This is a genomic window from Pseudarthrobacter sp. SSS035 (assembly GCF_023273875.1).
GTDB lineage: Bacteria > Actinomycetota > Actinomycetes > Actinomycetales > Micrococcaceae > Arthrobacter.
Window position 1 is genome coordinate 3,845,830 of the sequence record NZ_CP096882.1, and the last position, 24,173, is coordinate 3,870,002.

Sequence of the window (24,173 nt, forward strand, 5' to 3'; positions counted from 1 at the left end):
GCCGCCATGGAAAAGTTCACCACCCACACCGGCATCGGCGTGCCGCTGCGCCAGAGCAACGTTGACACGGACCAGATCATCCCCGCGGTCTACCTCAAGCGGATCACCCGAACCGGCTTCGAGGACGCACTGTTCTCCGCCTGGCGCAAGGACCCGGCCTTCATCCTGAACCAGGCGCCGTTCAACGCCGGCTCCGTCCTGGTGGCGGGCCCGGATTTCGGCACCGGTTCGTCCCGTGAACACGCCGTCTGGGCGCTGAAGGACTATGGTTTCAAGACCGTCCTGTCTTCACGTTTCGCTGATATTTTCCGCGGCAACTCCGGCAAGCAGGGTCTGCTGGCCGCTGAGCTCGCCCAGGACGACATAGAGCTGATCTGGAAAGAGCTCGAGAACGCTCCCGGCACCGAAGTCACCGTTGATCTCGTCTCCAAAACTGTCATCTGCGGCACCATCGTGGCACCCTTTGAAATCGACGATTACACGCGCTGGCGCCTCCTGGAGGGCCTGGACGACATTGGCCTGACACTCCAGCACGAAGAGGACATCACTGCCTTCGAGGCCACCCGTCCGGCCTTTATGCCCACAACGCTTCCGGCCCGCCTTTCCTGAGCGCGAGCGCGGAATTTCCCGCCCCGGACGGAGCCGCCTGAACGGCGCCGCGCCGGAGGCTTTCGGCGCCCGTATTTCGGTTCGGTAACGCAACCTCCTATGCTTAGCTGGAGCCTTTGCAAGGATTTTGGGGCGAGTAATCGTAAGGAAACCGGTATATGAGTAGTGTTCTGACAATCCGCGGCGGAGTCCCGCTTACAGGCCGCGTCAGCGTCCGGGGGGCCAAAAACCTTGTTCCCAAGGCCATGGTGGCAGCATTACTGGGCAACGAGCCGTCGGTGTTGCGGAACGTTCCGGAGATCAAGGACGTCGAGGTTGTCACCTCGCTCCTGCAGCTGCACGGAGTGACGGTGGTCAAGGATCCCGTCAGCGGTGACCTCACCCTGGATCCGAAGGCGGCCAAAACCGCCCCGAGCACGGCGATCGATGCCCACGCCGGTGATTCGCGGATCCCCATCCTGCTCTGCGGACCCCTGATCCATGCGATCGGTGAGGCCTTCATTCCGGACCTTGGCGGCTGCAAGATCGGTGACCGGCCCATCGACTACCACCTGAACGTACTCCGCCAGTTCGGCGCCGTGGTGGAAAAGCGCCCGGGCGGCATTCACATCTCTGCGCCCAAGGGCCTGCATGGCGCCAAGATCAACCTGCCGTACCCCTCGGTGGGTGCCACGGAGCAGGTGCTGCTCAGCGCTACCCGCGCCGAAGGGATCACGGAGCTTTCCGGCGCTGCCACGGAACCCGAGATCATCGACCTCATAGCAGTGCTGCAGAAGATGGGCGCCATCATCAGCGTCCAGACCGACCGGACCATCCGCATTGAAGGCGTCCGGGACCTGGGCGGCTACAACCACCGTGCCCTCTCGGACCGCAACGAATCGGCGTCGTGGGCTTCGGCAGCACTGGTGACCCGCGGTGACATCTTCGTCGAAGGCGCCTCGCAGCGGGACATGATGACGTTCCTGAACACCTACCGGAAGGTAGGCGGCGGCATGGACATCGGCGAGGACGGCATCCGCTTCTACCACCGGGGCGGCAAGCTCAACCCGCTGGTCCTGGAAACGGATGTGCACCCCGGCTTTATGACCGACTGGCAGCAGCCGCTGGTGGTGGCACTGACCCAGGCCGAAGGCGTGTCGATCGTCCACGAGACCGTCTATGAAAACAGGTTCGGCTTCACCGACGCGCTCATCCGGATGGGCGCGAGCATCCAGGTGCACCGCGAGTGCCTGGGCAGCGTGCCGTGCCGCTTCGGCCAGCGCAACTTCCTCCACTCCGCCGTCATCTCCGGTCCCACCCAGCTCAAGGGCGCCGACATCGACGTACCGGACCTGCGTGGCGGCTTCAGCCACCTGATCGCGGCGCTGGCCGCTTCGGGCACGTCGCGCGTGACCGGGATCGACATCATCAACCGCGGCTACGAACGTTTCACCGAAAAGCTGTCCGGCCTCGGCGCCGACTTCGACATCACCTCGACAAAGTAACGGTGGGTACGTGAAGGAAACGGCCAAGAGCCAGGCCACATTCGTTGTGGTCGCGGCCATAGTGCGCACGGTGCTGAACGCAATGATGAACAAGAAGTGGGAAGGCCTCGAGAACCTCCCCGCCGGCGGGTTTATTGCCGCGCCTAACCATTGCACGGAAATCGATCCGCTGATCGTGGGGCACATTCTCTACAACCAGAAGCGCGCCCCGCACTTCCTGGCGAAGGCCGGGCTGTTCAAGGTTCCGGTCCTGGGCGCGGTCCTGCGGGCCACCCGGCAGATCCCGGTGGAACGCTCGACGGCGGGAGCGAACCGCTCGCTGCAGCTCGCCCAGGAGATTGTGGCGGACGGCGGGGCCATCATCATCTACCCCGAAGGCACACTCACCCGCGATCCCGCGCTGTGGCCGATGAAGGGCCACACCGGCGCTGCCCGCCTTGCCCTGGAAGGCGGCATTCCCGTGGTACCGATCGCGCACTGGGGCGCCCATGAGGTGTTCCCGCGTTATGCGAAGCGGTTCCACCTTTTCCCGCGCAGGACGTCCAGGGTGATGGTGGGCAAGCCCGTTGACCTCAGCCAGTTCATGGGCCGGCCACTGGACAAAGCAACGCTGACCGCGGCAACCGAGAAGATCATGGATGCCGTGACCGGTTTGCTGGCCGACATCCGCGGGGAGGAGCCGCCCGCTGAACGCTGGGACCCTTCCAAACACAATCAAGCCACGCACGGTCGCTTCGTTGTGCGGGAAAATCCTGACGACGCTGCGGATGCCATCTGATGGCTGACGGAAGCCGTCAGGGTTCCGCCCGGTCTGTCGCCGTCGTGGGCGCCGGTTCCTGGGGTACCACATTCGCCAAGATCCTCGCCGATGCGGCTCGGGCAGCAGGGGAACAGCGGAGCATCCGGATCTGGGGCCGGCGCAGCGAAGTGGTGGAGCAGATCAACAGCACGCACCGGAACGTCCAGTACCTGAAGGACACAGAGCTGCCGCCCAGCATCACAGCGTCCACAGACGTCAGCGAGGTGCTGGCGGGCGCGGACCTGGTGGTCCTGGCCGTTCCTGCACAGTCACTGCGACTCCAGCTCCGTGAATGGAAGCCGCTGATCGCCGCTGACGCCGTGGTGGTGTCCCTGATGAAGGGCCTGGAGCTCGGCACGGACTCCCGGATGAGTGAGGTGATCAGCGACGAACTGGGGATTCCCGCGGACCGCATTGCCGTGGTTTCCGGTCCCAACCTGGCCATGGAGATCGCCCGGGAGGAACCGACTGCTTCTGTGGTGGCCTGTTCCGATGCGGCCACCGCGGGCTGGATCGCGAGGAGCTGCACCGCACCGTACTTCCGTCCGTACACCACGGCGGATGTCGTCGGTGTGGAAATTGGCGGCATCGTCAAGAACGTCATAGCGCTGGCCGTGGGCATCTGTGAAGGTAAACAGATGGGGGACAACACCAAGGCCTCCGTGATCACCCGGGGCTTGGCCGAAACATCCAGGCTTGCCCTTGCCCTCGGTGGCGAGGCGCGGACCATGGCCGGGCTGGCGGGCCTGGGGGATCTGGTGGCGACGTGTTCCTCGCCTCTGTCGCGAAACCATACGGCCGGCCGGATGCTGGGCCAGGGACTTACCCTTGAGCAGTTGGCGCAGCAGATGACACAAACAGCCGAAGGCATCAAATCCGGCCAGGCTGTGCATGAACTTGCGGGGAAACTGGGCGTCGAAATGCCCATCACTGCCGCCGTCGTAGCCGTCCTGGCCGGCAAACTGTCCGTTGACCAACTGGGGCCGCTGCTGCTGGCCCGGGACCTGAAACCCGAAGGCGATTACTGACGATGTCCGACGATAACCTGACCGCAGCGGACTCCGCCCCCCGGGCCAAACCCCGCGTCGCGGTCCTTTTTGGTGGCCGGTCCAGCGAACATGCCGTGAGCTGCGTGACCGCCGCCGGCGTTCTGGGCGCCATCAACAAAGACAAGTACGATGTCATCCCCATCGGCATCGCCAAGTCGGGGCAGTGGGTGCTGGCTGCCGGGGATACAGCCCAGTGGTCGCTGTCCGCGTCGTCGCTGCCGGAGGTCCCGCCGTCGTCGGAAACGGTGACACTGGCCGAGATCGGCGGCGAGCACCAGCTGATCGTCGCCTCACCGAACCAGGTACCGCAGGAACTCGGGACGGTGGACGTTGTGTTTCCCCTTCTCCACGGTCCCTTTGGCGAGGACGGCACCATCCAGGGGCTCCTGGAACTGTCCGACACGCGCTACGTCGGCGCCGGCGTGCTTGCGTCGGCTGTGGGCATGGACAAGCACTACATGAAGGTTGTGTTCGAGGCCGCCGGGCTGCACGTGGGGCCCTACATTGCCGTCACGGACCGTCAGTGGGTCAAGGACGCGGAGGCCGTCCGCAAGCAGGTGGACCAGCTCGGCTTTCCCGTGTTCGTCAAGCCGGCGCGGGCGGGTTCGTCCATGGGGATCTCCAAAGTGGACTCGCTCGAGGGACTCGACGCCGCCGTCGAGGAAGCCCGGCGCCACGACCTCAAACTGGTCATCGAGGCTGGCATCGTAGGGCGTGAGATTGAGTGTGCGGTCTTGGAAGGACGCGGGACCGATTCCCCCCGGACGTCCATGCCGGGCGAAATTTCCGTCGCCGCCGGAACGCACGAATTCTACGACTTCAACGCGAAGTATGTTGAGGACGACGCCGCCGCGCTGAGCTGCCCCGCCGACATTCCCGAGGAAGCCATCGTGCGGGTCCGGGAACTCGCGGCAGCTGCCTTCGACGCTGTGGGTGCGGAAGGCCTGAGCCGCGTGGACTTCTTCTATACGCCCGACGGCGAATTGATCATCAACGAGATCAACACCATGCCCGGGTTTACGCCCAAGAGCATGTACCCGCAGATGTGGGCAGCATCAGGCCTGAATTACGCGGACCTGATTGATGAGCTGATCCATCTGGCCTTGAACCGGAAGACCGGCCTCCGCTGACGCGGCGGCCCGGTGGTTGAGCCTGTCGAGACCTATTTACTGGTGGGCAGGTTCTGCAGGTCTTCCTGACCCACGCAGTTCCGGCTGGCCGGGATCTTTCCGGCTGAGGCGGAAAGATCCGCCAGGACAGTTGCGGAGCTGATCTTCTCCGGATCCATCAGGATTTCCGTGGCGGGTTCGCGGCCGAAGGTAGTCAGCGTCCACACCGGATCGCCCTCCTTGATAACCCAGTCGATGCCGTTGACACTCACGCACCGGTCCGTCGTCGGGCCTGGAACGTTGACGCCGCAGCGCAGGATCACCTGAGACGGGTCCCCCCAGGCGGCGGTGGCCTGGCTGTTGGTTTTCCGCCGGGCAGCATCGCCGATGGCGTCCGGGAGGGCCACCATCATCGGGGCGCAGGCCGGGTTCGCCGCGTCGCCTGCGGCGGTGACATCCACAGTCGGGGCACAGGCGGACAAAGCGGCTGCAGTGAGGGCCGCGGTCAGCAGGATTCCGGACACGCGGACAGGCAAGGGAAAACGGGGATTGTGCATCCATCCAGCCTAGCGTCGACGCCGAATGGAGCGGGACGCAGGAAGGACCGGAAGCCCGTCGCGGGGACCTCCATAACAAGGGGCGGACCAGCAATGTCGGTGCCGCGCTGTAGCGTAGGGGCGTGCCTGAAATTCCGTTGACTGAAGAAACGCTGATTGTCGCCGCGCTGTCCGAAGCCGAACTCCTGGCCCGGATCTTTCCGCGGTTGGAAATGGCCGGAACGCACGGTTCGGCAACCCTGCTTGGCCCGGGCGACGACGCCGCCATTATCGCCGCTCCGGATGGCAGGACAGTAATCAGCATCGATACCCAGGTGCAGGACCAGGACTTCCGGCTCCAATGGCCCAACGGGTACCGCACCACGGGCTTCGACGTCGGCTGGAAGGCGGCGGCCCAAAACCTCAGCGACATCAACGCCATGGGCGGCGTGGCCACGTCGCTGGTGGTGAGCCTGACGCTGCCCCCCGACACCCCTGTCAGCTGGGTGGCGGACCTGGCCGACGGCCTGACTGCGGGAATCCGGGAACTCGGGGCAACAGACTGTTCGGTGGCGGGGGGCGATTTGGGCCGCGGCAGGGAAATCTCCGTGACGGTCGCCGTGCTGGGCTCGTTGGCTGGCGGCAACGCGGTTCTGCGGTCGGGGGCCCGTGCCGGAGACGTTGTGGCCCTGGCCGGTACGGTGGGCCGGGCCGCGGCCGGGCTTGCGCTCCTGGAAGCAGAGGTTGCTGTGCAATCCCTGGCGCCCGCGCAATGGGCGCTCGTGGAAGTGCAGTGCAGGCCACGGCCGCCACTGTCCGCGGGGCCGCTGGCTAGGTCAGTCGGAGCCACTGCCATGCTGGATATATCGGACGGCCTGGTGCGCGACGGCGGCCGCCTCGCCGCCGCCAGCGGCGTCGTCCTTGACCTTGACCCCGCGGCGTTGAAGCCTCTCGCGCAAGCCCTGCGTCCGGCGTCGGACCTTCTCAGCGCTGACCCCATGGCCTGGGTGCTGGGCGGGGGAGAGGACCACGGGCTGCTGGCCACATTCCCGGCCGGCGTTCAGCTGCCTGCCGGATTCACTGCGATAGGCTCAGTACAAGCCTTGGGAAGCGCCACACTTCCGGGCGTCACAATTGCGGGCCACGCCGTTGGCACCGGGGGATGGGATCACTTTGCAGACTAAGGTTGCCGCCAACGCGCAAGCGATGAAGCGGTGGTTGGACAAGGCTGAAACCGCCATTGCCAACCACAGCGACCGCCTCAATGCCATCAACATCTTCCCCGTGGCGGACGGTGACACCGGCACCAACCTTTACCTCACCGTTCGGGCGGCCGCCCGTGCCCTGCACAGCGGCCCGGCGGTCCAAGGCGCGGCAGTCCCGGCTGACGCCGGCCAGGCGGATGTCGGAGCGGTGCTGGCGCGTGCCGGAAGGGCCGCGATGGAGCAGGCCCGCGGCAATTCCGGAACCCTCTTCTCAGTCTTTCTCTGCGCCGCGGCTGAACCCCTGGCCGGTCACACCCGCCTGACGTCAACCCTTCTGGCCGCCGCGCTGAACCGTGCCCAGATCCGGGCCTGGTCCGCGTTGAGCGACCCCGTGCCAGGCACCATGCTTTCGGTGATGGAAGCCGCGGCCCGGGCCGCCGCGGCAGTGGACGCGGGGCACAACGGCGACGACAGCAACCAGGCACTCGGCAAAGCCCTCGATGCTGCCGTCAACGGCGCGCTGAGAGCAGTTATCAGCACCGAGAGCCAGCTTGCCGCCCTTGAAGCCGCGCATGTGGTCGATGCCGGGGGCGTTGGTATGCTGCTCATCCTTGACTGCCTTCGCTCCGCCGTTCTTGGCGAGGAGCTGCAGGGCGAACTCCTCGATGGGCTGCACGGCTTTGACGTCCAGGACCCCCACATCCACGCTGATATGCCGGCTGACGACGGCGTTGAGGTCATGTGCACCATCAGCCTTTCGCCGCTCAGCGCGGCCACGCTGCGCCAGCGGCTCGACGAGGTCGGCGAGTCCGTCATCATGAGCCAGGTGGACAGTATGGCCGATGCTGAGGGCAGCTACCGGTGGCGCGTCCATGTCCACGTCCCCGACGCCGCACCCGCGGTCGCCCTGATCCGTTCCCTCGGCGAGCCCAGCGACATTTCGGTCAGCGAACTCGCCCTGGCCCGCGAACCCGAACCAGCTCCGGTGAACTCCAGTGGGCATGAGCGCTGAACTGGACCTGGGCCTGGAACGCCTGATCGGAAAGCGGTCAGCGTCGGCCATTGAGAAGCACCTGGGCATCGCCACAGTCGGCGGCCTCCTGAACTACTTCCCGCGCCGCTACCTGAACCGCGGTGAACTGACGCCCATCAGCGAGTTGCCGCTGGATGAAGAGGTCACGCTTTTTGCGCGCGTGCTCTCCAACAGCACGCGCAAGATGCATACGCGCCGTGGTTCCATCACCGACGTTGTGATCACCGACGACGCCGCCTCCCACGGCCGTCCGCGCCTTTCCGCGGTAGGCCCCGGCAGCGGGCACGGCACGCTCAAGATCACCTTTTTTAGCGGACACCGGGCACAGGCGCAGCTCCTGCCGGGCCGGCGCGTGATGTTCTCCGGCAAGGTGACGCGCTACGGAGCGTCCCTGGGCTTGACCAACCCGGACTTCCACCTCCTCGACGAGGACCCGGACATGCCGGCCATGGACCCCGAAAAGCTCGCCGCCATGCCGATCCCTGTGTATCCGGCCACCGCAAAGCTCACCAGCTGGTCGATTCAGAAAGTCATCTCCACGCTCCTGGAAACCGTGGATCTGGATGCCCTGCCGGATCCGCTGCCGGAGGCGGTGGCCCGCAGGGAGAAATTCCTTCCCGTGGCCGAGGCCTACCGGCTCATCCATAGGCCGGAATCGCAGGCTGACTGGATGAAGGCCCAGGAGCGATTGCGCTACCAGGAGGCCCTGGTCCTGCAGGCGGCCTTGGCGCGGCGCCGTGCCCAGCTTGCGGCCGAGGAAGCCACGGCGCGGCGCCCGGCCACGGACGGGCTGCTGGCGGCGTTCGACAGGCAGCTGCCCTTCACGCTCACCGGCGGCCAGGCCGCCGTCGGAAAAACGCTGGCCACGGAGCTGGCGCAGGACAGCCCCATGAACCGGCTGCTGCAGGGTGAGGTGGGCTCGGGCAAAACCATCGTCGCGCTGCGGGCCATGCTGCAGGTAGTGGATGCCGGCGGGCAGGCGGCCCTCCTGGCGCCCACCGAGGTCCTCGCCGCCCAGCACTTCGAATCCATCCGGCGGACCCTGGGCTCCCTGTCCCGCGATCCGATGCTGTCCGCGGACGGGCTGCTGGGCAGCCTCGCCGAAGGGGCGGTGCAGGTCACCCTCCTCACCGGCTCCATGCCCACCGGCGCCCGGAAACGGGCCATGCTGGACGCCGCATCCGGCGCCGCCGGGATTGTGATCGGCACGCACGCGCTGCTCAGCGACAACGTCGCGTTCTACGACCTTGGCCTGATCGTGGTGGACGAACAGCACCGGTTCGGTGTGGAGCAGCGGGACGTCCTCAGGTCAAAGGCCAACAAACCGCCGCACCTGCTGGTCATGACGGCCACGCCCATTCCGCGGACGGTGGCCATGACGGTCTTCGGCGACCTCGAAACGTCCGTCCTGGACGAGCTCCCGGCCGGCCGGGCGCCGATTTCCACGCATGTGGTGGGCCTCGCCGAGAACCCCGGCTGGGCAGACCGCATCTGGTCCCGTTCCCGTGAGGAGATCGACGCCGGGCACCAGGTGTACGTGGTGTGCCCCAGGATCGGAACGGACGACGACGGCGACTTCAGCCCGGGGGAAGCGGAACCTTCCGCGGCTGACCTGGCGGGCGACGGCGGTGGGCGGGAGCTCGCGTCGGTGACGGCCGTCGTCGAACATCTCCAGCAGGTGCCGGCCCTGGCCGGTGTGCCCCTTGGGCCGATGCACGGCCGTTTGGACACCGCAGTGAAGTCCGCCGCGATGGCCGACTTCACCGCCAACCGGACCAAGCTCCTGGTCTCCACCACCGTTATCGAAGTCGGCGTCGACGTCCATAACGCCACCTTGATGGTGATCCTCGACGCCGACCGCTTCGGCATTTCCCAGCTGCACCAGCTGCGCGGCCGGGTGGGCCGTGGCGGGCTTCCCGGTACGTGCCTGCTGGTCACCAACCTCGAACGCGGGCACCCGAGCCGGCGCCGGCTCGATGCCGTGGCGGCAACCACGGACGGCTTCGAGCTGTCGCAGGAGGATTTGAAGCTGCGCCGCGAGGGCGACATCCTGGGCGCGTCGCAGTCCGGCGGCCGCTCCACCCTGAAACTGCTGCGCGTGCTGGAACACGAGGACATCATTGCGCAGGCGCGCCAGGACGCCCAGGAAATTGTGGGCTCGGATCCGGCCCTGGCGCGGCATCCGCGGTTGGCGGAGGCCATTGACGAGTACTTGAACCCCGAGAAGGAGGCGTTCCTTGAGCGCGGATAGGAGGCGGCCATGAGCCGCATCATCGCGGGCGCCGCAGGCGGGACCCCCCTGGTCAGCGTCCCCGGCTCCCTGACCAGGCCCACTACCGACCGCGTGAAGGAAGCACTGTTCTCCCGGCTCGACGCCTTCGGGATCATTGCCGGTGCCCGGGTCCTGGACCTGTACGCAGGGTCCGGATCGTTGGGCGTGGAGAGCGGCAGCCGGGGCGCTGAGGCCGTCGACCTCGTGGAATTCGATGCCAAGGCCAGTTCCGTGTGCCAACGCAACGCGGACCTGATCAACGGCGTGCTGGGCCGCAAGGCAGTGACGGTCCACCGGTCCAAGGTGGAGTCCTTCCTGGAGCGCACGGCGGAGACGGCCAGCTGGGACCTGGTGTTCCTGGACCCGCCCTATCCGCTGGATGACCCTGCCCTGTCGGCGGTGCTGGGCAAACTCGCCGATCATCTGGCTCCGGCGGCCGTGGTAGTGGTGGAGCGGTCCTCGCGTTCACCGGAGCCGTTCTGGCCCGCCGGCCTGGAACGGTTTGCCGAGAAGAAGTACGGCGAAACGCGGCTTTGGTTCGCCGAGCCATTTGTGCCGGACGCCATCGCGCCGGACGTCTTTATTGAGGAGCAGTCGGCGAAGCAGGTTTAGGGCCTGGCCCGGGACGCCTGGGACGCGGGGAGTCTGCGGCTCAGCCGGCCAGCTTATCCAGGTCCACGCCGGCGAGAACCTCCGCGGGGTGGGGGCCGCGTGACGTCAATTCGGCTGTCCAGGCTTCGGGCCAGGGCGTTTGCGTTCCGGCGAGGATGATGTTGCCGGGGTAGCGGCCCGCGAACATCCCGGTTTCGGCGAAGGCCGCCACGTCGGTCATGGCGCGGCGCATGGCGGCGGCCTGGCTTCGTACCAGGGTCAGGCCGGGTTCATCGCCCACGTTGACGATCAGCAAGCCTTCCGGTGCAAGGCGTGCACGGGCCTCCTGGTAGAACTCCTCAGAGGCGATGTGGGCCGGGGCTTCCGGACCCGAAAAGATGTCCAGGATCACGACGTCGAACAGAAGTTCCGCGTCCAGGTCCGCCAGGGCGTCGCGGGCATCGCCGATGACAGTGTGCAGCTCGGTACCGTCAGGCAGGGGGAGTTGCTGCAGGACAAAGTCGAGGAGCTCGCGTTCCAGCTCCACCGCATACTGGACGGATCCGGGCCTCGTCGCCTGGATGTAGCGCGCAAGGGTCAGGGCTCCGGCCCCAAGATGGAGCGCAGTGATTGGCCGGCCTTCGGGAGCCGCGAGGTCCACAATGTGGCCGATCCGTCGCAGGTACTCGTAGAAGATCTCCTCAGGATGCGCCAGGTTAACATGGGACTGCTCGGCCCCGCCGATGCTCAGGACGTAGCCGCCGTCGGTGAAAGCATCGGGCTCGATGGACGCGTGCTGTCCCGTGGTCCGCAGGAACCGCGTGGAACGTGTGCCGCCGGGCTCCGCCATCAGAGCTTTCCGCTGAGGGTCGCCAGCCTGGCGGCGGCTTCCTCGAGGAGCTCCACTTTCTTGCAGAACGCGAATCTGAGCAGGCTCCGTGTCCGTTCCGCGCCCTCCGGGTGGCAGAAGACGGGGACGGGGATCGCGGCCACTCCCACCAGCCCGGGCAGCCTGCGGGCCAGGTCCACGGAGTCGCCAATGCCGAGGGGTGCGGTGTCCACGTTGACGAAATAGGTTCCCTGCGGCGTGTAAACGTCGAATCCTGCGGCGCGAAGGCCTTCGCTGAGGATGTCCCGTTTTTTCTGGAGAGTTGCCGCAACGCCCTGGTAAAACTCATCCGGCAGTGCCAGGCCGGCGGCAATGGCCGCCTGGAACGGTGTCCCGGAGCTGTAAGTCAGGAACTGCTTCACCGTCCGGACAGCCGCCACCAGATGGTCCGGGCCGGTCAGCCAACCGATCTTCCAGCCAGTGAAGGAGAAGGTCTTTCCGGCGGACGAGATGGTGATCGTCCGCTCCGCTGCACCCGGCAGGGTGGCGACAGGAATGTGCCTGGCGCCGAAGGTGAGGTGCTCGTACACCTCGTCGGTGATGATGAGGCAGTCATGCTTTGCGGCAAGCTCAACGACGCGCTGCAGAACATGGCGGGGGAAGACGGCGCCGGTGGGATTGTGCGGGTTGTTCAACAGCACCACCCTCGTGCGGTCGGTGAAGGCCGCCTCCATGGCCGTCATGTCCGGGTAAAAGTCGGGGGCCAGCAGCGGGGCGGTGACGTGGGTGGCGCCTGACAGGCCGATGACGGCGCCGTACGAGTCATAAAACGGTTCGAACGTCAGCACCTCATCGCCAGGGCCGACGAACGCCAGCAACGTTGCGGCGATCCCCTCTGTGGCGCCGGTAGTGATGATGACCTCTGTGTGCGGGTCCGGGGCCAGCCCGTAGAACCGCTCCTGGTGGGCAGCCACGGCCTCACGCAGTTCCAGGATGCCCTTGCCGGGCGCGTACTGGTTGGCCCCGGCCTCGATGGCGGCCATCGCTGCCGCCTTGATTTCCCGCGGTCCGTCCTCGTCGGGAAAGCCCTGCCCGAGGTTGATGGCGCCGGTCTGCGCCGCCAGCGTGGTCATCTCCTCGAAGATGGTGACGCCCAGTTGGCCGGCAGGTCCCAGCAGATTGGCGCCTGAGGCGGTGCGCTGCCACGGGGCAGGCACGCTGGGCATGGAAAGGTCCCGTGGTGGATGCATCCAGTCATGGTATCCCGGCCGTCCCATGCGGTAGGTTCGGTGCATGAGACGCGCTGTCTGCCCCGGATCCTTTGACCCCATTCACAACGGCCATCTCGAGGTCATCGCCCGTGCCGCCGGCCTCTTCGATGAGGTGATCGTGGCGGTTTCGACCAACTATGCGAAGAAGTACATGTTCAGCCTGGGGGACCGTCTGGATATGGCGCGCGAAACCCTGGCATCCCTCAAAGGCATTGTGGTGGAACCGGTGGGCGACGGTCTCCTGGCCGAGTACTGCCGCCAGCGCGGTGTCTCCGCGATCGTCAAAGGTCTCCGCTCATCCTCAGACTTCGACTACGAACTACCGATGGCCACGATGAACCGCCAGCTCAGCGGCGTGGAAACGGTGTTCCTGCCGGCGGAGGCGCACTACCTGCATTTGTCATCCACCCTGATCAAAGAGGTGGCCAGTCTGGGTGGCAGCGTGTCCGACTATGTGCCCCGGTCGGTACATAAAAGGTTGCTCGCGGGCGGGTCTGCGCCCGATCAGCCGCCAAGAGGGTAGGCTAGTCCGGTACTTCGACGTCCGCTGCCTTGTGGTTCGCAGGCCTGGTTTGAGTCCCTGCGGTTCTTCAGGCTAAGATGGTACGTCGGTCATATGTTCAACAGGAGTTCTCATTAAACGAGATGCTAGTTCGCCCTTGGCGTTCGACGTCAAGGATCTCGGGCGCAGCCCGGGCAGCATGCGGACACTGAAGGAACATGTACCCGCACCAAGTGATCTTGGTGTGGCACTCATTGGCGTTCAGGAAGGCTCGGACATCGAGCTGGATCTGAGGCTTGAGGCCGTACACGAAGGAATCCTGGTATCAGGAACCGCAGTCGCCGAAGTAAAAGGCGAATGCGGCAGATGCCTGGATCCCCTTGCGTATGACCTTGAGGTCAATGTGCAAGAACTTTTCTTCTACGAGGGCGTTGTGCTGTCGGACGAAGAAGACGAAGAAGAGCAATATCGAGTCGAGCGCGATGTTATCGATCTTGAGCCGGTGTTGCGGGACGCAGTTGTAACCATGCTGCCGTTCCAGCCGGTGTGCCGGGAAGACTGCCAGGGCCTTTGCTCCGAATGTGGAGTCCGCCTGGAAGACGAGCCGGGGCATCACCACGAGATCGTAGATCCTCGCTGGGCCGCCCTAGCCGACTTGGCTAAGCCTGACCGGCAAAACTGATTTGTACGTGTTTGTCTAGAGAGAAATGAGTTAGCCGTGGCTGTCCCGAAGCGGAAAATGTCTCGCTCGAATACCCGCTCCCGCCGCTCCCAGTGGAAGGCAACTGCCCCCCACTTGGTGAAGACTGTCGAAAACGGCCAGGTTACCTACAGCCTGCCGCACCAGGCAAAGGTCGTTACCGACTCGGCTGGCACCGCGCTGTTCCTTGAGTACAAGGGCCGCAAGGTAGCAGACGTCTAATCGGCCGCTTGGGCTGACATGATGTCTTCAACTGAAGAGCTTCTGAAGCGTCTCGGTGTCTCCATTGACGCCGGGACGCTTCGTCTTGCTCTCACACACCGTTCTTACGCCTACGAAAACGGCGGCATCCCCACCAACGAGCGGCTCGAATTCCTGGGCGACTCCATCCTGGGCTTCTCCGTGACCGATGCCCTGTACCGGGACAACCCCACACTGCCCGAAGGCGACCTCGCCAAACGCCGCTCTGCGGTTGTCAGCACGCGCGCCCTCGCCGGCATCGGCCGCAGCCTGGGCATCGGGGACTATATCTACCTGGGGCAGGGCGAAAAGCTCACCGAGGGCAAGAACAAGGCCTCCATCCTGGCGGACACCATGGAGGCACTCATTGGTGCCACGTACGTGTCCAACGACATTGAGACTGCCCGCCAGCTGGTCATGCGCCTGATTGGGCCGCTCCTTAAGGATGCGGGCGCACTCGGCGCCGGCACGGACTGGAAGACCAGCATCCAGGAACTGGCAGCCAGCCGGCAGATGGGCACTATCTACTACGCCGTTGAGGGGGCCGGGCCGGACCACGCCCGTACTTTCACAGCTGTCCTGAACATCGGTGGCAAACCGTACGGCAACGGATCAGGCCATTCCAAGAAGGAAGCGGAGCAGGAAGCTGCCGCGGACGCCTGGCGTCAACTCTCCCCAACAGCGGGAGCCGCGGCTGCCGCAGCAGCGGAGGACGCATCACCAGAGTCCTCCCGCAGCGTCTAGGCTGAGCCGTGCCCGAACTGCCTGAAGTCGAAGTAGTCCGCCGCGGACTCGTGAGTTGGGTACGCGGCCGGACCATCACATCCGTGGACGTACTGGACCCTCGCTCCCTCCGCCGCCATACCCTGGGCACCGAGGATTTCAGGGGCAACCTCCAGGGTGCCACGGTTGTGGACGTGGTGCGCCGCGGAAAATTCCTCTGGATGCCGCTGAGTGAGACACCCGGCGCCACTGGCACACCGACCGTCGCACTGATGGCCCACCTCGGGATGAGCGGCCAGCTCCTGATGCAGGACGCGGACGTGCCCGACGAGAAACACCTCAAGGTCAGGCTGCGCCTGAGTCCCGTGGCCGGTATGCCTGAACAGCTCCGGTTTGTGGACCAGCGGATTTTCGGCGGATTGTTCGTCACCGGCATGGTTCCCACGGACGACGGCGGCCCGGGTGGCCAGGCGGAATCTCCCGTTGCGTTCATCGCCGAGGAAGCCTCCCACATCGCCCGGGATCCCCTGGACCCGGCGTTTTCCTTTGACCTTTTTTACAGCCGGCTGCGGAAGCGCAAGACGGGCCTCAAACGCGCCCTGTTGGACCAGGGCCTCGTATCGGGCATTGGCAACATCTATGCCGACGAGTCCCTGTGGCGGGCAAAACTGCATTACGCCAGGCCCACCGATACGCTGCGACGCGGCGACGCGGAACGGCTCATCACCAGCGCGCGCGAAGTCATGCTGGACGCACTTGCCGCCGGCGGTACCAGCTTTGATTCGCTGTACGTCAACGTCAACGGGGCCTCTGGTTACTTCGACCGCTCCCTGAACGCCTACGGGCGGGAAGGGAAACCCTGCAGCCGTTGCGCCGCCGTCGGGATTAACTCCATACTCCGCCGCGAGCTGTTCATGAACCGATCGTCCTACACCTGCCCGGTCTGTCAGCCGCGCCCGCGCAACGGCCGGTGGTAGGCCGCCGTCGCCCTGCCGGCCATGTTCGGGCGCTGCCCGGTGCAGGGACAGACACCCGGAAATCCGTGGAAACCCGCAGGGACGCAGTAGATTTGGGGCAGCAAAGCAGCCGCTTCAGCCATTCAGGAGACCAGAAACACCTTGCACCTCAAAAGCCTTACCGTCCGTGGGTTCAAGTCGTTTGCGTCGGCCACGACCTTCGATTTTGAGCCCGGAGTCACGGCAGTGGTGGGGCCGAACGGTTCCGGCAAGTCCAACGTGGTGGACGCCCTCTCCTGGGTGATGGGGGAGCAGGGGGCCAAAACGCTCCGCGGCGGCAAAATGGAGGACGTCATTTTTGCCGGGACTTCCGGGCGGCCGCCGCTGGGCCGGGCCCATGTGTCCCTGACCATCGACAACGCTGACGGGGCGCTGCCCATCGAATACAGCGAGGTCACCATCTCGCGGACCCTCTTTCGCACCGGGGGCTCTGAATACGCCATTAACGGCGCCAGCTGCCGCCTGCTCGACATCCAGGAACTGCTCTCGGATTCCGGTATGGGCCGCGAAATGCATGTCATCGTGGGCCAGGGGCAGCTGGACAAGGTCCTGCACGCCACTCCGGAGGACCGCCGCGGCTTCATCGAGGAAGCGGCCGGGATCCTCAAGCACCGCCGCCGCAAGGAAAAAACGGTCCGCAAGCTTGAGGCCATGCAGGCGAACCTGCAACGGCTGAGCGACCTGACAGGGGAGATCAGGCGCCAGCTCACACCACTCGGCAAGCAGGCTGATGTGGCGCGCCGCGCCCAGCGGGTCCAGTTCGATGTCCGGGACGCACGCGCACGGCTGTTGGCCGACGACCTCGTCCAGCAGCAGAGTTCACTCGAGCAGGACGTGGCTGACGAAACGGCGCTGAAGGCCCGCCGTGCCGTAGTGGAGCAGCAGCTGGAGGAGGGGCGCCGCCAGCTGGCAGCTGTGGAACAGCTCGCCGCCGAGGCCACGCCAAAGCTCAACGCCGCGCGGGATACCTGGTACCGGCTCTCCGCTTCCAGGGAACGGCTCCGTTCGCTGGGCTCACTGGCCCAGGAACGCGGACGGCTGCTGGGCGCCGTTGACGCTGAACCGTACTCGGGCAGGGATCCTGAACAGCTGGAACGGCAGGCCGTCCGGGTCCGGGACGAGCTGACGGAGCTGGAGCGCCACATCCTGGACCGGCGCAGCGCGCTGGACTCAGCGACGGCTGCGAAGACCGGGGCCGAACTTGAGGCGTCTGCCGAGGAAAAAAGGCTCACTGCCGTCCTGCGGGCCGCAGCGGACCGGCGCGAGGGCCTGGCGAAACTTGCCGGAGCCGTTGGTGCGGCAAGATCGCGGGTTGAATCAGCGCAGGCCGAACTGGGCAGGTTGCGGGAATCACTCGCCGCCGGACAGGAACGCCGCCGCCGCGCCCAATCGGAGTTCACCGCCCTGGAAACCCAGGTGGCGGGGGTCGAAGAGGGGGAGGAAAGCCTCGACGCCGACTACGAGGACGCCAGCGCAGAGCTCGACGCCGTCGTCCAGGACATTGCCGATCTGACCTCCGCAGGGGGAGAAGCTGTCCGCCAACGTGACGCCCTCGTGGCCCGACGGGACGCACTGCAACTCGGCCTTAACCGAAAAGACGGCGCGGCGCACGCCCTCAACTCCGGGCTGGATGGCGTTGTGGGCACGCTTGCCTCGGGCCTCACCATTCAGCCGGGTTATGAGACGGCTATTGCCGCGGCACTGGGCGACGCCTCCGAAGCGATAGTGGTCCGGGATCCAGCCGTGGCCGCCGTCGTGGTGCAACTTCTGAAGGACGACGATGCGGGGCGTGCTTCCCTGCTGCTGGCGTCTGCTGTGCCCATGCGGGACGCAAACTCCGGCACGGGCGGACCCTTGCCGGCAGGCGCACGCTGGGCTGTGGACCTGGCATCCGGCGGGGGCGTGACCGCACCCGCCGTGGCCGCGCTCCTGACCGGGGTGGCAGTTGTTGAAGACCTGGATGGTGCGGGGCTGCTGGTTGCCGAACGCCCGGACCTGACAGCCGTGACCCGGGCCGGGGACGTGTTTACCGCCCTCACAGTGACCGGAGGCTCGGCGAAGGCGCCGTCCTTGCTGGAGGTGCAGGCCGCCGTGGACGACGCTGAGGCGCGGCTGGCCGGTGTCACCGCGGATCTGGAACGGAACAGGTTCGCCCTGGCCGGCGCCGAGGTCCGGCGCGCCGCGGCCCGGACGAGGGCAGAAGCTGCCCTGGGCCGCCTGCACGATTCTGACGCCCGGCTCGCGGCCGTGGCCGAAAAGCTCGGCCACCTGAACTCCATCCTGCGCAGCGCCGTCGGCGAAAGCGACAGGCTGGCCACTTCGCTGGCCAGGGCCGAGGCCAATGTTGTTACCGAGGAACAGGCGCTCGCCGCCGTTGCGGCGCGGCTGGCTGCGGCGCAGGAGGTGCCGGCCGAAGAGGAACCCTCCACCGAACAGCGCGATGCGCTCGCATTGGCTGCATCTCTGGCCAGGGCTGCGGAGATGGACGCGAGGCTCGCGCTGCGCAGCACCGAAGAGCAGCTGACCGCCACCCGCAACCGGGCTCTCTCGCTGGAGCGGGCAGCGGCCACCGAACGACGGGCGCGTGAAGAGGCAGCCGAACGGGCGCGCCGCCGTCGGATCCAGGCCCGACGGGCGGCCGCCGTCTCCGCTGCGGTGGAGCTGGCAATCCGGTTCATCGATGTTTCTGTTGAGCTGGCCCGGCATGAACGTGACCTCGCCGAAGAGAACCGGGAGGAGCGGGACCGTGCGCTGCTGGCGACCCGGACAACCAATGATGCGCTGGCCCGCGAACTGGCAGAGCTGACCGACTCGGTTCACCGGGACGAACTGGCCCGCGCCCAGCAGCGGGCACGGATTGAAGCCCTGGAAACACGTTCCATCGAGGAACTCGGGATCACCCCCGACGTGCTGGTGGCGGACTTCGGCCCCGACGTTCCCGTGCCCGTCCCCGCGGAGGAAAGTGGGGACAAATGGGCGGCACTGCGGACACCCGTGGACGACGACGGCACACCGGTCCCCGAAGGCAAGCCCTTTGTCCGCGAGGAGCAGGAGAAGCGGCTCCGGAAAGCCGAGAGGGACCTGTCAGCCCTGGGCAAGGTCAACCCGCTGGCGCTGGAGGAGTTTGCGGCCCTGGAGGAACGCCACCAGTTCCTCAGCACCCAGTTGGAGGACCTGAAGTCCAGCCGTAAGGACCTGCTGGACATCATCAAGGAAGTGGATGACCGCGTCCAGAGGGTCTTTACCGAGGCCTTTGAGGACACCCGGGACCAGTTCGTCCACGTGTTTGAGCGCCTCTTTCCCGGCGGCGAAGGCCGGCTGGTCCTGACGGACCCTTCGGACATGCTCTCCACCGGAATCGAAGTCGAAGCGCGACCTGCCGGCAAGAAAATCAAGCGCCTCTCACTGTTGTCAGGAGGCGAACGGTCGCTGACCGCCGTCGCCCTTTTGGTTGCTATCTTCAAAGCCCGCCCCTCGCCGTTCTATGTGATGGACGAGGTTGAAGCGGCCCTTGACGACACCAACCTCGGCCGGCTCATCACCATCTTCGAAGAGCTCCGGGAATCCAGCCAGCTGATCGTGATCACCCACCAAAAACGGACCATGGAAGTGGCTGATGCGCTGTACGGCGTCACCATGCGCGGGGACGGCGTATCCACCGTCATCAGCCAGCGGCTGGGCGCCGACGTCTAGCGTCCGCGCAGGTGGCAGCCCCTAACGCCTGCCGCGTTTGTGAGAAGCTAGGGGAGTGAATGACATCCTCCCCATTATTCTGTCCATTGTTGCTGCCCTGGCGGTTATTGGCGGGCTGATCCCGGTCCTGTTGAAGACGCGGAAGAACATCACCCAGTACCCCGGGACGCGCGACGCCAACGATCCCGCCACCTCGCAAGGCGCGGGAACGCTGATCGAGGACTCGGCGGTGGTTCCGGCCGAGCGGAACGCTCCCGCCGGCGTCGACCTCGAAGACCTCGAAGTCACCGATGTACCTGATGACGTCGCGGGCCTGGAAACCATCCAGGTTGAGACGCCCCTTCCCGTCGTCGGCCGCCTGACCCGCCTCCGTGAGCGCCTGGTCCGGTCGAACAACATCCTCGGCAAGAGCCTGCTCGCGTTGCTGTCCAGCGACAAGATCGATGAACACGTCTGGGACGAAGTGGAGGAGACCCTCCTGCTGGCCGACCTCGGCACTGAACCCACCATGCAGCTGGTCGACGCCCTGCGGGAGCGCGTGAAAGTGCTCGGCACCAGGACCCCTGAGCAGGTCAAGGCACTGCTCCGCGAGGAACTGATCAAGCTCGTGGATCCCACGATGGACCGCGCCCTGCGCACCGACCGGCACGCGGACAAGCCGGCCGTCGTGCTGGTGGTAGGCGTCAACGGCGTGGGCAAGACCACCACCGTGGGCAAGCTCGCCCGCGTGCTCGTTGCCGAGGACAAGGACGTCCTGCTGGGCGCGGCGGACACGTTCCGCGCGGCAGCCGCGGAGCAGTTGGCCACGTGGGGCCAGCGTGTGGGTGTTCCCACCGTGAAGTCCGACGTCGACGGCGCGGACCCGGCGTCCGTCGCCTATGAGGCGGTCAAGGCGGGCATTGAGCAGGAAGTCGACGTTGTCATGATTGACACGGCGGGCCGCCTGCAGAACAAGACCGGCCTCATGGACGAACTCGGCAAGGTCAAGCGCGTCATCGAGAAGCTGGCCGAGGTGGATGAGGTTCTGCTGGTGCTGGACGCCACCACCGGCCAGAACGGCATGAACCAGGCCCGCGTTTTCTCCGAGGTAGTGAACATCACCGGCATCGTCCTGACCAAGCTGGACGGGACCGCCAAGGGTGGCATCGTGGTGGCTATCCAGAAATCACTCGGCGTGCCGGTCAAGCTGATCGGTCTTGGCGAAGGCGCCGATGACCTGGCTCCGTTCGAAGTTGAGAGCTTTGTCGACGCCCTGCTGAACTAGGGACCGGGTCTACACCGGGTCTACACCGGGTCGACACCATCGAGGGGTGAGTTCCCGCCGCTAAGCGCAGGCTTTGGCAGCGGGACCTCACCCCTCGATGCGTTTCAGCGGCTCGTGCGTCACGGACCAGCAGGCCGCCGCGAGCACCAGCACACCGCCGGTGACGCCGAATGCCCAGCCGTAGCCCAGCCGGTCCGCCAGGACGCCCACCAGCACCGGTCCGGCAATGGCCCCGACGTCCGAGGTCATCTGGTAGGCCGCCAGGACCCGCCCGCCGGACCGCTCATTGCCAATGACATCCGCGACTGCGGCCTGCTGGGCAGGTCCCAGCAGGCCGGACCCCACCCCGGCCACAACCGATGCGGCGAGGAACCAGCCCAGGTGGGACGTGAAGCCGATGGCGGCCGTGGCGAGCCCGGCGACCAGGAGCCCCACGACCATCAACGGCCGCCTGCCCAGGCTGTCCGCCAGCCGGCCGGAGAACGTCAGTGCGGCGGCATTGCCCGCGGCGAAGACGGCCAGCGCAAGACCGGCGGCCTCGGGACCGGCACCCAGCGCAGCAACGGCAAACAGCGGGACGGTGGCCATCCGCACACCGAATGTGGCCCAGCCGTTGGCGAAGCTGGACAGCAACGCCGAGCGGTACACACCAACTCCCCAGGCCTCGGCGAAGCGCATGTCCGGGGCGCGGCCCACTGTGGACCGGTCCGCGGACGGCGCGTGGCTGAGTTGGGTCTGCACCACCGCGGCAGCAAGGATCAGCGCGGCGGCGTAGCAAAGGAACGGCACCCGCAAGCCGAATCCGGCGAGCAGCCCGCCTATCACCGGGCCCAGGACGCTGCCGATCAGGAACGCGGACGCGTAAGCGCCGGATACCCTGCCCCGGCTTTCCGGCGGCGCCAGCCGCACCACAAGGGCCATGGAGGCCACCGTGAACATCACCGAGCCGACGCCGCCGAGCCCCCGGAAGACCAGCAGCTGCCAATAGTCCTGGGCAAAAGCGCACGCCGCCGTTGATACCGCCACAATCAGCAGCCCCGCCACATATACGGGCCGCTCACCCCATCGGCCAATCAGGGCCCCGCCTGCCGGCGCGAACACCAGCCGCATAAAGGCGAAGATGCTGACGATCACGGCGGCGGCTGTGGCCCCGACATCGAAAGTGGTGGCGAACTGGGGCAAGACCGGTGCCACCAGCCCAAAACCGAGGGCAATCAGGAACGCCGCAGCGAGCATCACCTTGATGTCGCGCGGAAGCGTGGGCCTCTGCGGGCGGATAACGGACAAGATCCGCGTTGTGGCGCGGCTCACGCGTGATGGTGCCGTCATGGGCGGGTTCCTTGCGAAGTAGGCAGCCGAGTGGCCGGCGGCAGTGGTGAAACATAACCGTAACAAGCCAGATATGCACCATTTACTTCCGGGAGGTTGTTGTAACAAGCCGGCAATGTAAATCCTCTGCGGGCGAAACACTGCAGCGACAGACTCGATGCAGGACGCAAAAGGCGTTAGTAAGGCGGAGCATTCCGCAGCATCGATCATAGGGAGGACGTGCACCATGGAACTTACCGCAGGTCACGTATGGCTCATGGTGGCAGCAGCACTCGTGCTGTTCATGACACCAGGTCTGGCATTTTTCTACGGCGGCATGACGCGCGCCAAAGCTGCACTGAACATGATGATGATGAGCTTCATCTCCATCGGCATGGTCGGCGTGGTCTGGGTCCTCTGGGGCGCTTCGATGAGCTCCGGCGAGGGCTTCCTGCAAATCGTCGGGAACCCGTTCGCCACCTTCGGCCTTGAAGGCATCACCACACCGGACGGGCTCATCAAGGTCGGCTACGCCGCCACCTTCGCCATCATCACCGTCGCCCTCATCAGCGGCGCGATCGCTGACCGCGCCAAGTTCGGCGCCTGGGCCCTCTTCGTCCCCGTCTGGGTCACCCTCGTTTACTGCCCCCTGGCCTACATGGTCTGGGGCGGCGGCCTCTTCGGCCCTGAAGGCGCCATTGGCCAGGCCCTCGGCCCGGCCATCGACTTCGCCGGCGGCACCGTGGTCCACATCAACGCCGGTGTGGCAGCCCTCGTCCTGGTCCTGATCATCGGCAACCGCCGCGGCTTCGGCAAGGACCCCAACCACCGCCCACACAACATCCCGTTTGTGATGCTCGGTGCAGCCATCCTGTGGTTCGGCTGGTTCGGCTTCAACGGCGGCGCGGCCACCACTGCTGAGCAGGGCGGCCTGATCTGGGTCAACACCCTCGCAGCCCCGGCCGCGGCAATGCTCGGCTGGCTTGTCACCGAACGCATCCGCGATGGCCACCCCACCTCACTTGGTGCTGCCTCCGGTGTGGTTGCCGGCCTGGTCGCCATCACCCCGGCCTGTGCCAACGTCAGCCCGGTGGGCGCTCTGGGACTCGGCGTCATCGCCGGTGTCGCCTCGGCCCTGGCCGTCGGTCTCAAGTTCCGCTGGGGCTTCGATGACTCCCTGGATGTTGTGGGCGTGCACCTGGTCTCCGGCGTCATCGGAACGGTTGCCCTGGGCTTCATCGCACTCCCCACCGACGGTGTGGGCGGCGGCCTCTTCTACGGCGGCGGTCCGGCCCAGCTTTGGGCCCAGCTCGCAGCGGCAGGCATCGCCATCGCGTACTCGGCAATCCTCACGGCGATCATCGCCTACGCCATCCACAAGACCATGGGCTTCCGCGTCTCGCAGGAGCAGGAAGTTGTTGGTGTTGACCTCAGCCTCCACGCCGAGACGGCGTACGAGTTCGGAGTGGGCGGCCACGGCGGGAGCTTCCAGCCGCTCCACGAACTGATCACGGGCAAGGGAACGGCCACTGACGGCGGAGCAGTCGGCGCCAAGAAGACCGAACCGGCAGCGGGCAAGGAAAGCGTGGAAGCATGAAACTGATCACAGCTATCGTCCGCCCGGAGAAGCTCGAAGCCATCCGGGAAGGCCTGGAGTCCTACGGCGTCCAGGGGCTGACGGTCAGCGCGGCCAGCGGCTACGGCCGCCAGCGAGGTTACACAGAGGTCTACCGCGGGGCTGAATACAACGTGGACCTCCTGCCCAAGATCCGGGTTGAAGTCCTCGCCACGGACGAACAGGCAGATGACATCCTCGACGTCATCATCGCCAGCTCCAACACGGGCCGCGCGGGCGATGGCAAGGTCTGGACCGTGGACGTCTTCGAAGCAGTCAGGGTCCGCACGGGAGAACGCGGCGTCGCCGCCATCTAGCAGTTCCG

General features: G+C 66.1%; 22 protein-coding genes. 18 read left to right on the top strand and 4 right to left on the bottom strand.

What is annotated here, in order from left to right:
* Positions 1–6 precede the first annotated feature (6 nt).
* The 5 genes from leuD (at position 7) to MUN23_RS17795 (ending at position 5,071) form a co-directional block, all read left to right on the top strand.
* Positions 7–609 (top strand): 3-isopropylmalate dehydratase small subunit, encoded by a 603-nt coding sequence (gene leuD / locus MUN23_RS17775; RefSeq protein WP_248760121.1) that lies wholly within the window; start codon positions 7–9, stop codon positions 607–609.
* A 158-nt stretch (positions 610–767) separates the two neighbouring features.
* Complete coding sequence (gene murA / locus MUN23_RS17780) at positions 768–2,093, top strand: UDP-N-acetylglucosamine 1-carboxyvinyltransferase (protein ID WP_056349177.1); 1,326 nt, start codon at positions 768–770, stop codon at positions 2,091–2,093.
* 10 nt (positions 2,094–2,103) lie between these two features.
* A complete protein-coding gene (locus MUN23_RS17785) occupies positions 2,104–2,871 on the top strand; it encodes a 1-acyl-sn-glycerol-3-phosphate acyltransferase (protein WP_248760122.1) in 768 nt (255 codons plus the stop codon).
* Positions 2,871–3,920 carry an NAD(P)H-dependent glycerol-3-phosphate dehydrogenase gene (locus MUN23_RS17790; protein WP_248760123.1) on the top strand — a complete coding sequence of 350 codons (1,050 nt, stop codon included), beginning with the start codon at positions 2,871–2,873 and terminating at the stop codon, positions 3,918–3,920. The genes MUN23_RS17785 and MUN23_RS17790 overlap by 1 nt, the downstream gene beginning before the upstream one ends.
* Before the next feature lie 2 nt (positions 3,921–3,922).
* Positions 3,923–5,071, top strand: a complete 1,149-nt coding sequence (locus MUN23_RS17795; protein ID WP_248760124.1) for a D-alanine--D-alanine ligase family protein — start codon at positions 3,923–3,925, stop codon at positions 5,069–5,071.
* A 32-nt stretch (positions 5,072–5,103) separates the two neighbouring features.
* On the opposite strand, the gene MUN23_RS17800 is transcribed toward MUN23_RS17795, so the two are convergent.
* On the bottom strand, positions 5,104–5,607 hold the full coding sequence (locus MUN23_RS17800; protein WP_248760126.1) for a DUF3515 family protein: 504 nt from the start codon (positions 5,605–5,607) through the stop codon (positions 5,104–5,106).
* Between the two features lie 122 nt (positions 5,608–5,729).
* Between MUN23_RS17800 and thiL the strand changes: the two genes are divergently transcribed.
* From thiL to rsmD, 4 genes are read left to right on the top strand one after another with little or no spacing between them, the layout of a single operon-like run.
* On the top strand, positions 5,730–6,770 hold the full coding sequence (thiL, locus tag MUN23_RS17805) for a thiamine-phosphate kinase (RefSeq protein WP_256468644.1): 1,041 nt from the start codon (positions 5,730–5,732) through the stop codon (positions 6,768–6,770).
* 22 nt (positions 6,771–6,792) lie between these two features.
* Complete coding sequence (locus tag MUN23_RS17810) at positions 6,793–7,803, top strand: DAK2 domain-containing protein (protein WP_248760128.1); 1,011 nt, start codon at positions 6,793–6,795, stop codon at positions 7,801–7,803.
* Positions 7,793–10,075, top strand: a complete 2,283-nt coding sequence (locus tag MUN23_RS17815) for an ATP-dependent DNA helicase RecG (protein WP_248760130.1) — start codon at positions 7,793–7,795, stop codon at positions 10,073–10,075. The genes MUN23_RS17810 and MUN23_RS17815 overlap by 11 nt, the downstream gene beginning before the upstream one ends.
* A 9-nt stretch (positions 10,076–10,084) precedes the next feature.
* The gene (gene rsmD / locus MUN23_RS17820; protein ID WP_248760132.1) at positions 10,085–10,708 is read left to right on the top strand and encodes a 16S rRNA (guanine(966)-N(2))-methyltransferase RsmD; all 624 of its coding nucleotides are present in this window, start codon (positions 10,085–10,087) and stop codon (positions 10,706–10,708) included.
* A gap of 40 nt (positions 10,709–10,748) precedes the next feature.
* Here the strand turns inward: rsmD and MUN23_RS17825 are convergent, their stop codons facing one another.
* Both MUN23_RS17825 and MUN23_RS17830 read right to left on the bottom strand, forming a co-directional pair.
* Positions 10,749–11,537, bottom strand: a complete 789-nt coding sequence (locus MUN23_RS17825) for a spermidine synthase (RefSeq protein WP_248760134.1) — start codon at positions 11,535–11,537, stop codon at positions 10,749–10,751.
* Positions 11,537–12,766: an aminotransferase class I/II-fold pyridoxal phosphate-dependent enzyme gene (locus MUN23_RS17830; RefSeq protein WP_248760136.1), complete on the bottom strand. Its 1,230-nt coding sequence runs from the start codon at positions 12,764–12,766 to the stop codon at positions 11,537–11,539. The genes MUN23_RS17825 and MUN23_RS17830 overlap by 1 nt, the downstream gene beginning before the upstream one ends.
* Before the next feature lie 43 nt (positions 12,767–12,809).
* Between MUN23_RS17830 and coaD the strand changes: the two genes are divergently transcribed.
* The 7 genes from coaD (at position 12,810) to ftsY (ending at position 20,925) form a co-directional block, all read left to right on the top strand.
* A complete protein-coding gene (gene coaD / locus MUN23_RS17835) occupies positions 12,810–13,310 on the top strand; it encodes a pantetheine-phosphate adenylyltransferase (RefSeq protein WP_248760138.1) in 501 nt (166 codons plus the stop codon).
* A gap of 136 nt (positions 13,311–13,446) precedes the next feature.
* Positions 13,447–13,971 carry a DUF177 domain-containing protein gene (locus MUN23_RS17840; protein ID WP_082576166.1) on the top strand — a complete coding sequence of 175 codons (525 nt, stop codon included), beginning with the start codon at positions 13,447–13,449 and terminating at the stop codon, positions 13,969–13,971.
* 36 nt (positions 13,972–14,007) lie between these two features.
* Entirely contained in the window at positions 14,008–14,211 is a 204-nt protein-coding gene (rpmF, locus tag MUN23_RS17845) for a 50S ribosomal protein L32 (protein ID WP_160671781.1), read from the top strand.
* Positions 14,212–14,232: 21 nt separating this feature from the next.
* On the top strand, positions 14,233–14,973 hold the full coding sequence (gene rnc, locus MUN23_RS17850; protein ID WP_248764127.1) for a ribonuclease III: 741 nt from the start codon (positions 14,233–14,235) through the stop codon (positions 14,971–14,973).
* A gap of 8 nt (positions 14,974–14,981) precedes the next feature.
* A complete protein-coding gene (gene mutM, locus MUN23_RS17855) occupies positions 14,982–15,929 on the top strand; it encodes a bifunctional DNA-formamidopyrimidine glycosylase/DNA-(apurinic or apyrimidinic site) lyase (RefSeq protein ID WP_248760140.1) in 948 nt (315 codons plus the stop codon).
* Positions 15,930–16,070: 141 nt separating this feature from the next.
* Positions 16,071–19,661: a chromosome segregation protein SMC gene (gene smc, locus MUN23_RS17860; RefSeq protein ID WP_248760141.1), complete on the top strand. Its 3,591-nt coding sequence runs from the start codon at positions 16,071–16,073 to the stop codon at positions 19,659–19,661.
* Between the two features lie 55 nt (positions 19,662–19,716).
* A complete protein-coding gene (ftsY, locus tag MUN23_RS17865) occupies positions 19,717–20,925 on the top strand; it encodes a signal recognition particle-docking protein FtsY (protein WP_248760143.1) in 1,209 nt (402 codons plus the stop codon).
* Between the two features lie 87 nt (positions 20,926–21,012).
* Here the strand turns inward: ftsY and MUN23_RS17870 are convergent, their stop codons facing one another.
* Complete coding sequence (locus MUN23_RS17870; RefSeq protein ID WP_248760145.1) at positions 21,013–22,254, bottom strand: MFS transporter; 1,242 nt, start codon at positions 22,252–22,254, stop codon at positions 21,013–21,015.
* Positions 22,255–22,480: 226 nt separating this feature from the next.
* Here MUN23_RS17870 and MUN23_RS17875 point away from each other — a divergent pair, with 226 nt between their 5' ends.
* Both MUN23_RS17875 and MUN23_RS17880 read left to right on the top strand, forming a co-directional pair.
* Complete coding sequence (locus MUN23_RS17875; protein ID WP_248760147.1) at positions 22,481–23,830, top strand: ammonium transporter; 1,350 nt, start codon at positions 22,481–22,483, stop codon at positions 23,828–23,830.
* The gene (locus MUN23_RS17880; protein WP_056349123.1) at positions 23,827–24,165 is read left to right on the top strand and encodes a P-II family nitrogen regulator; all 339 of its coding nucleotides are present in this window, start codon (positions 23,827–23,829) and stop codon (positions 24,163–24,165) included. The genes MUN23_RS17875 and MUN23_RS17880 overlap by 4 nt, the downstream gene beginning before the upstream one ends.
* Positions 24,166–24,173: the final 8 nt, after the last annotated feature.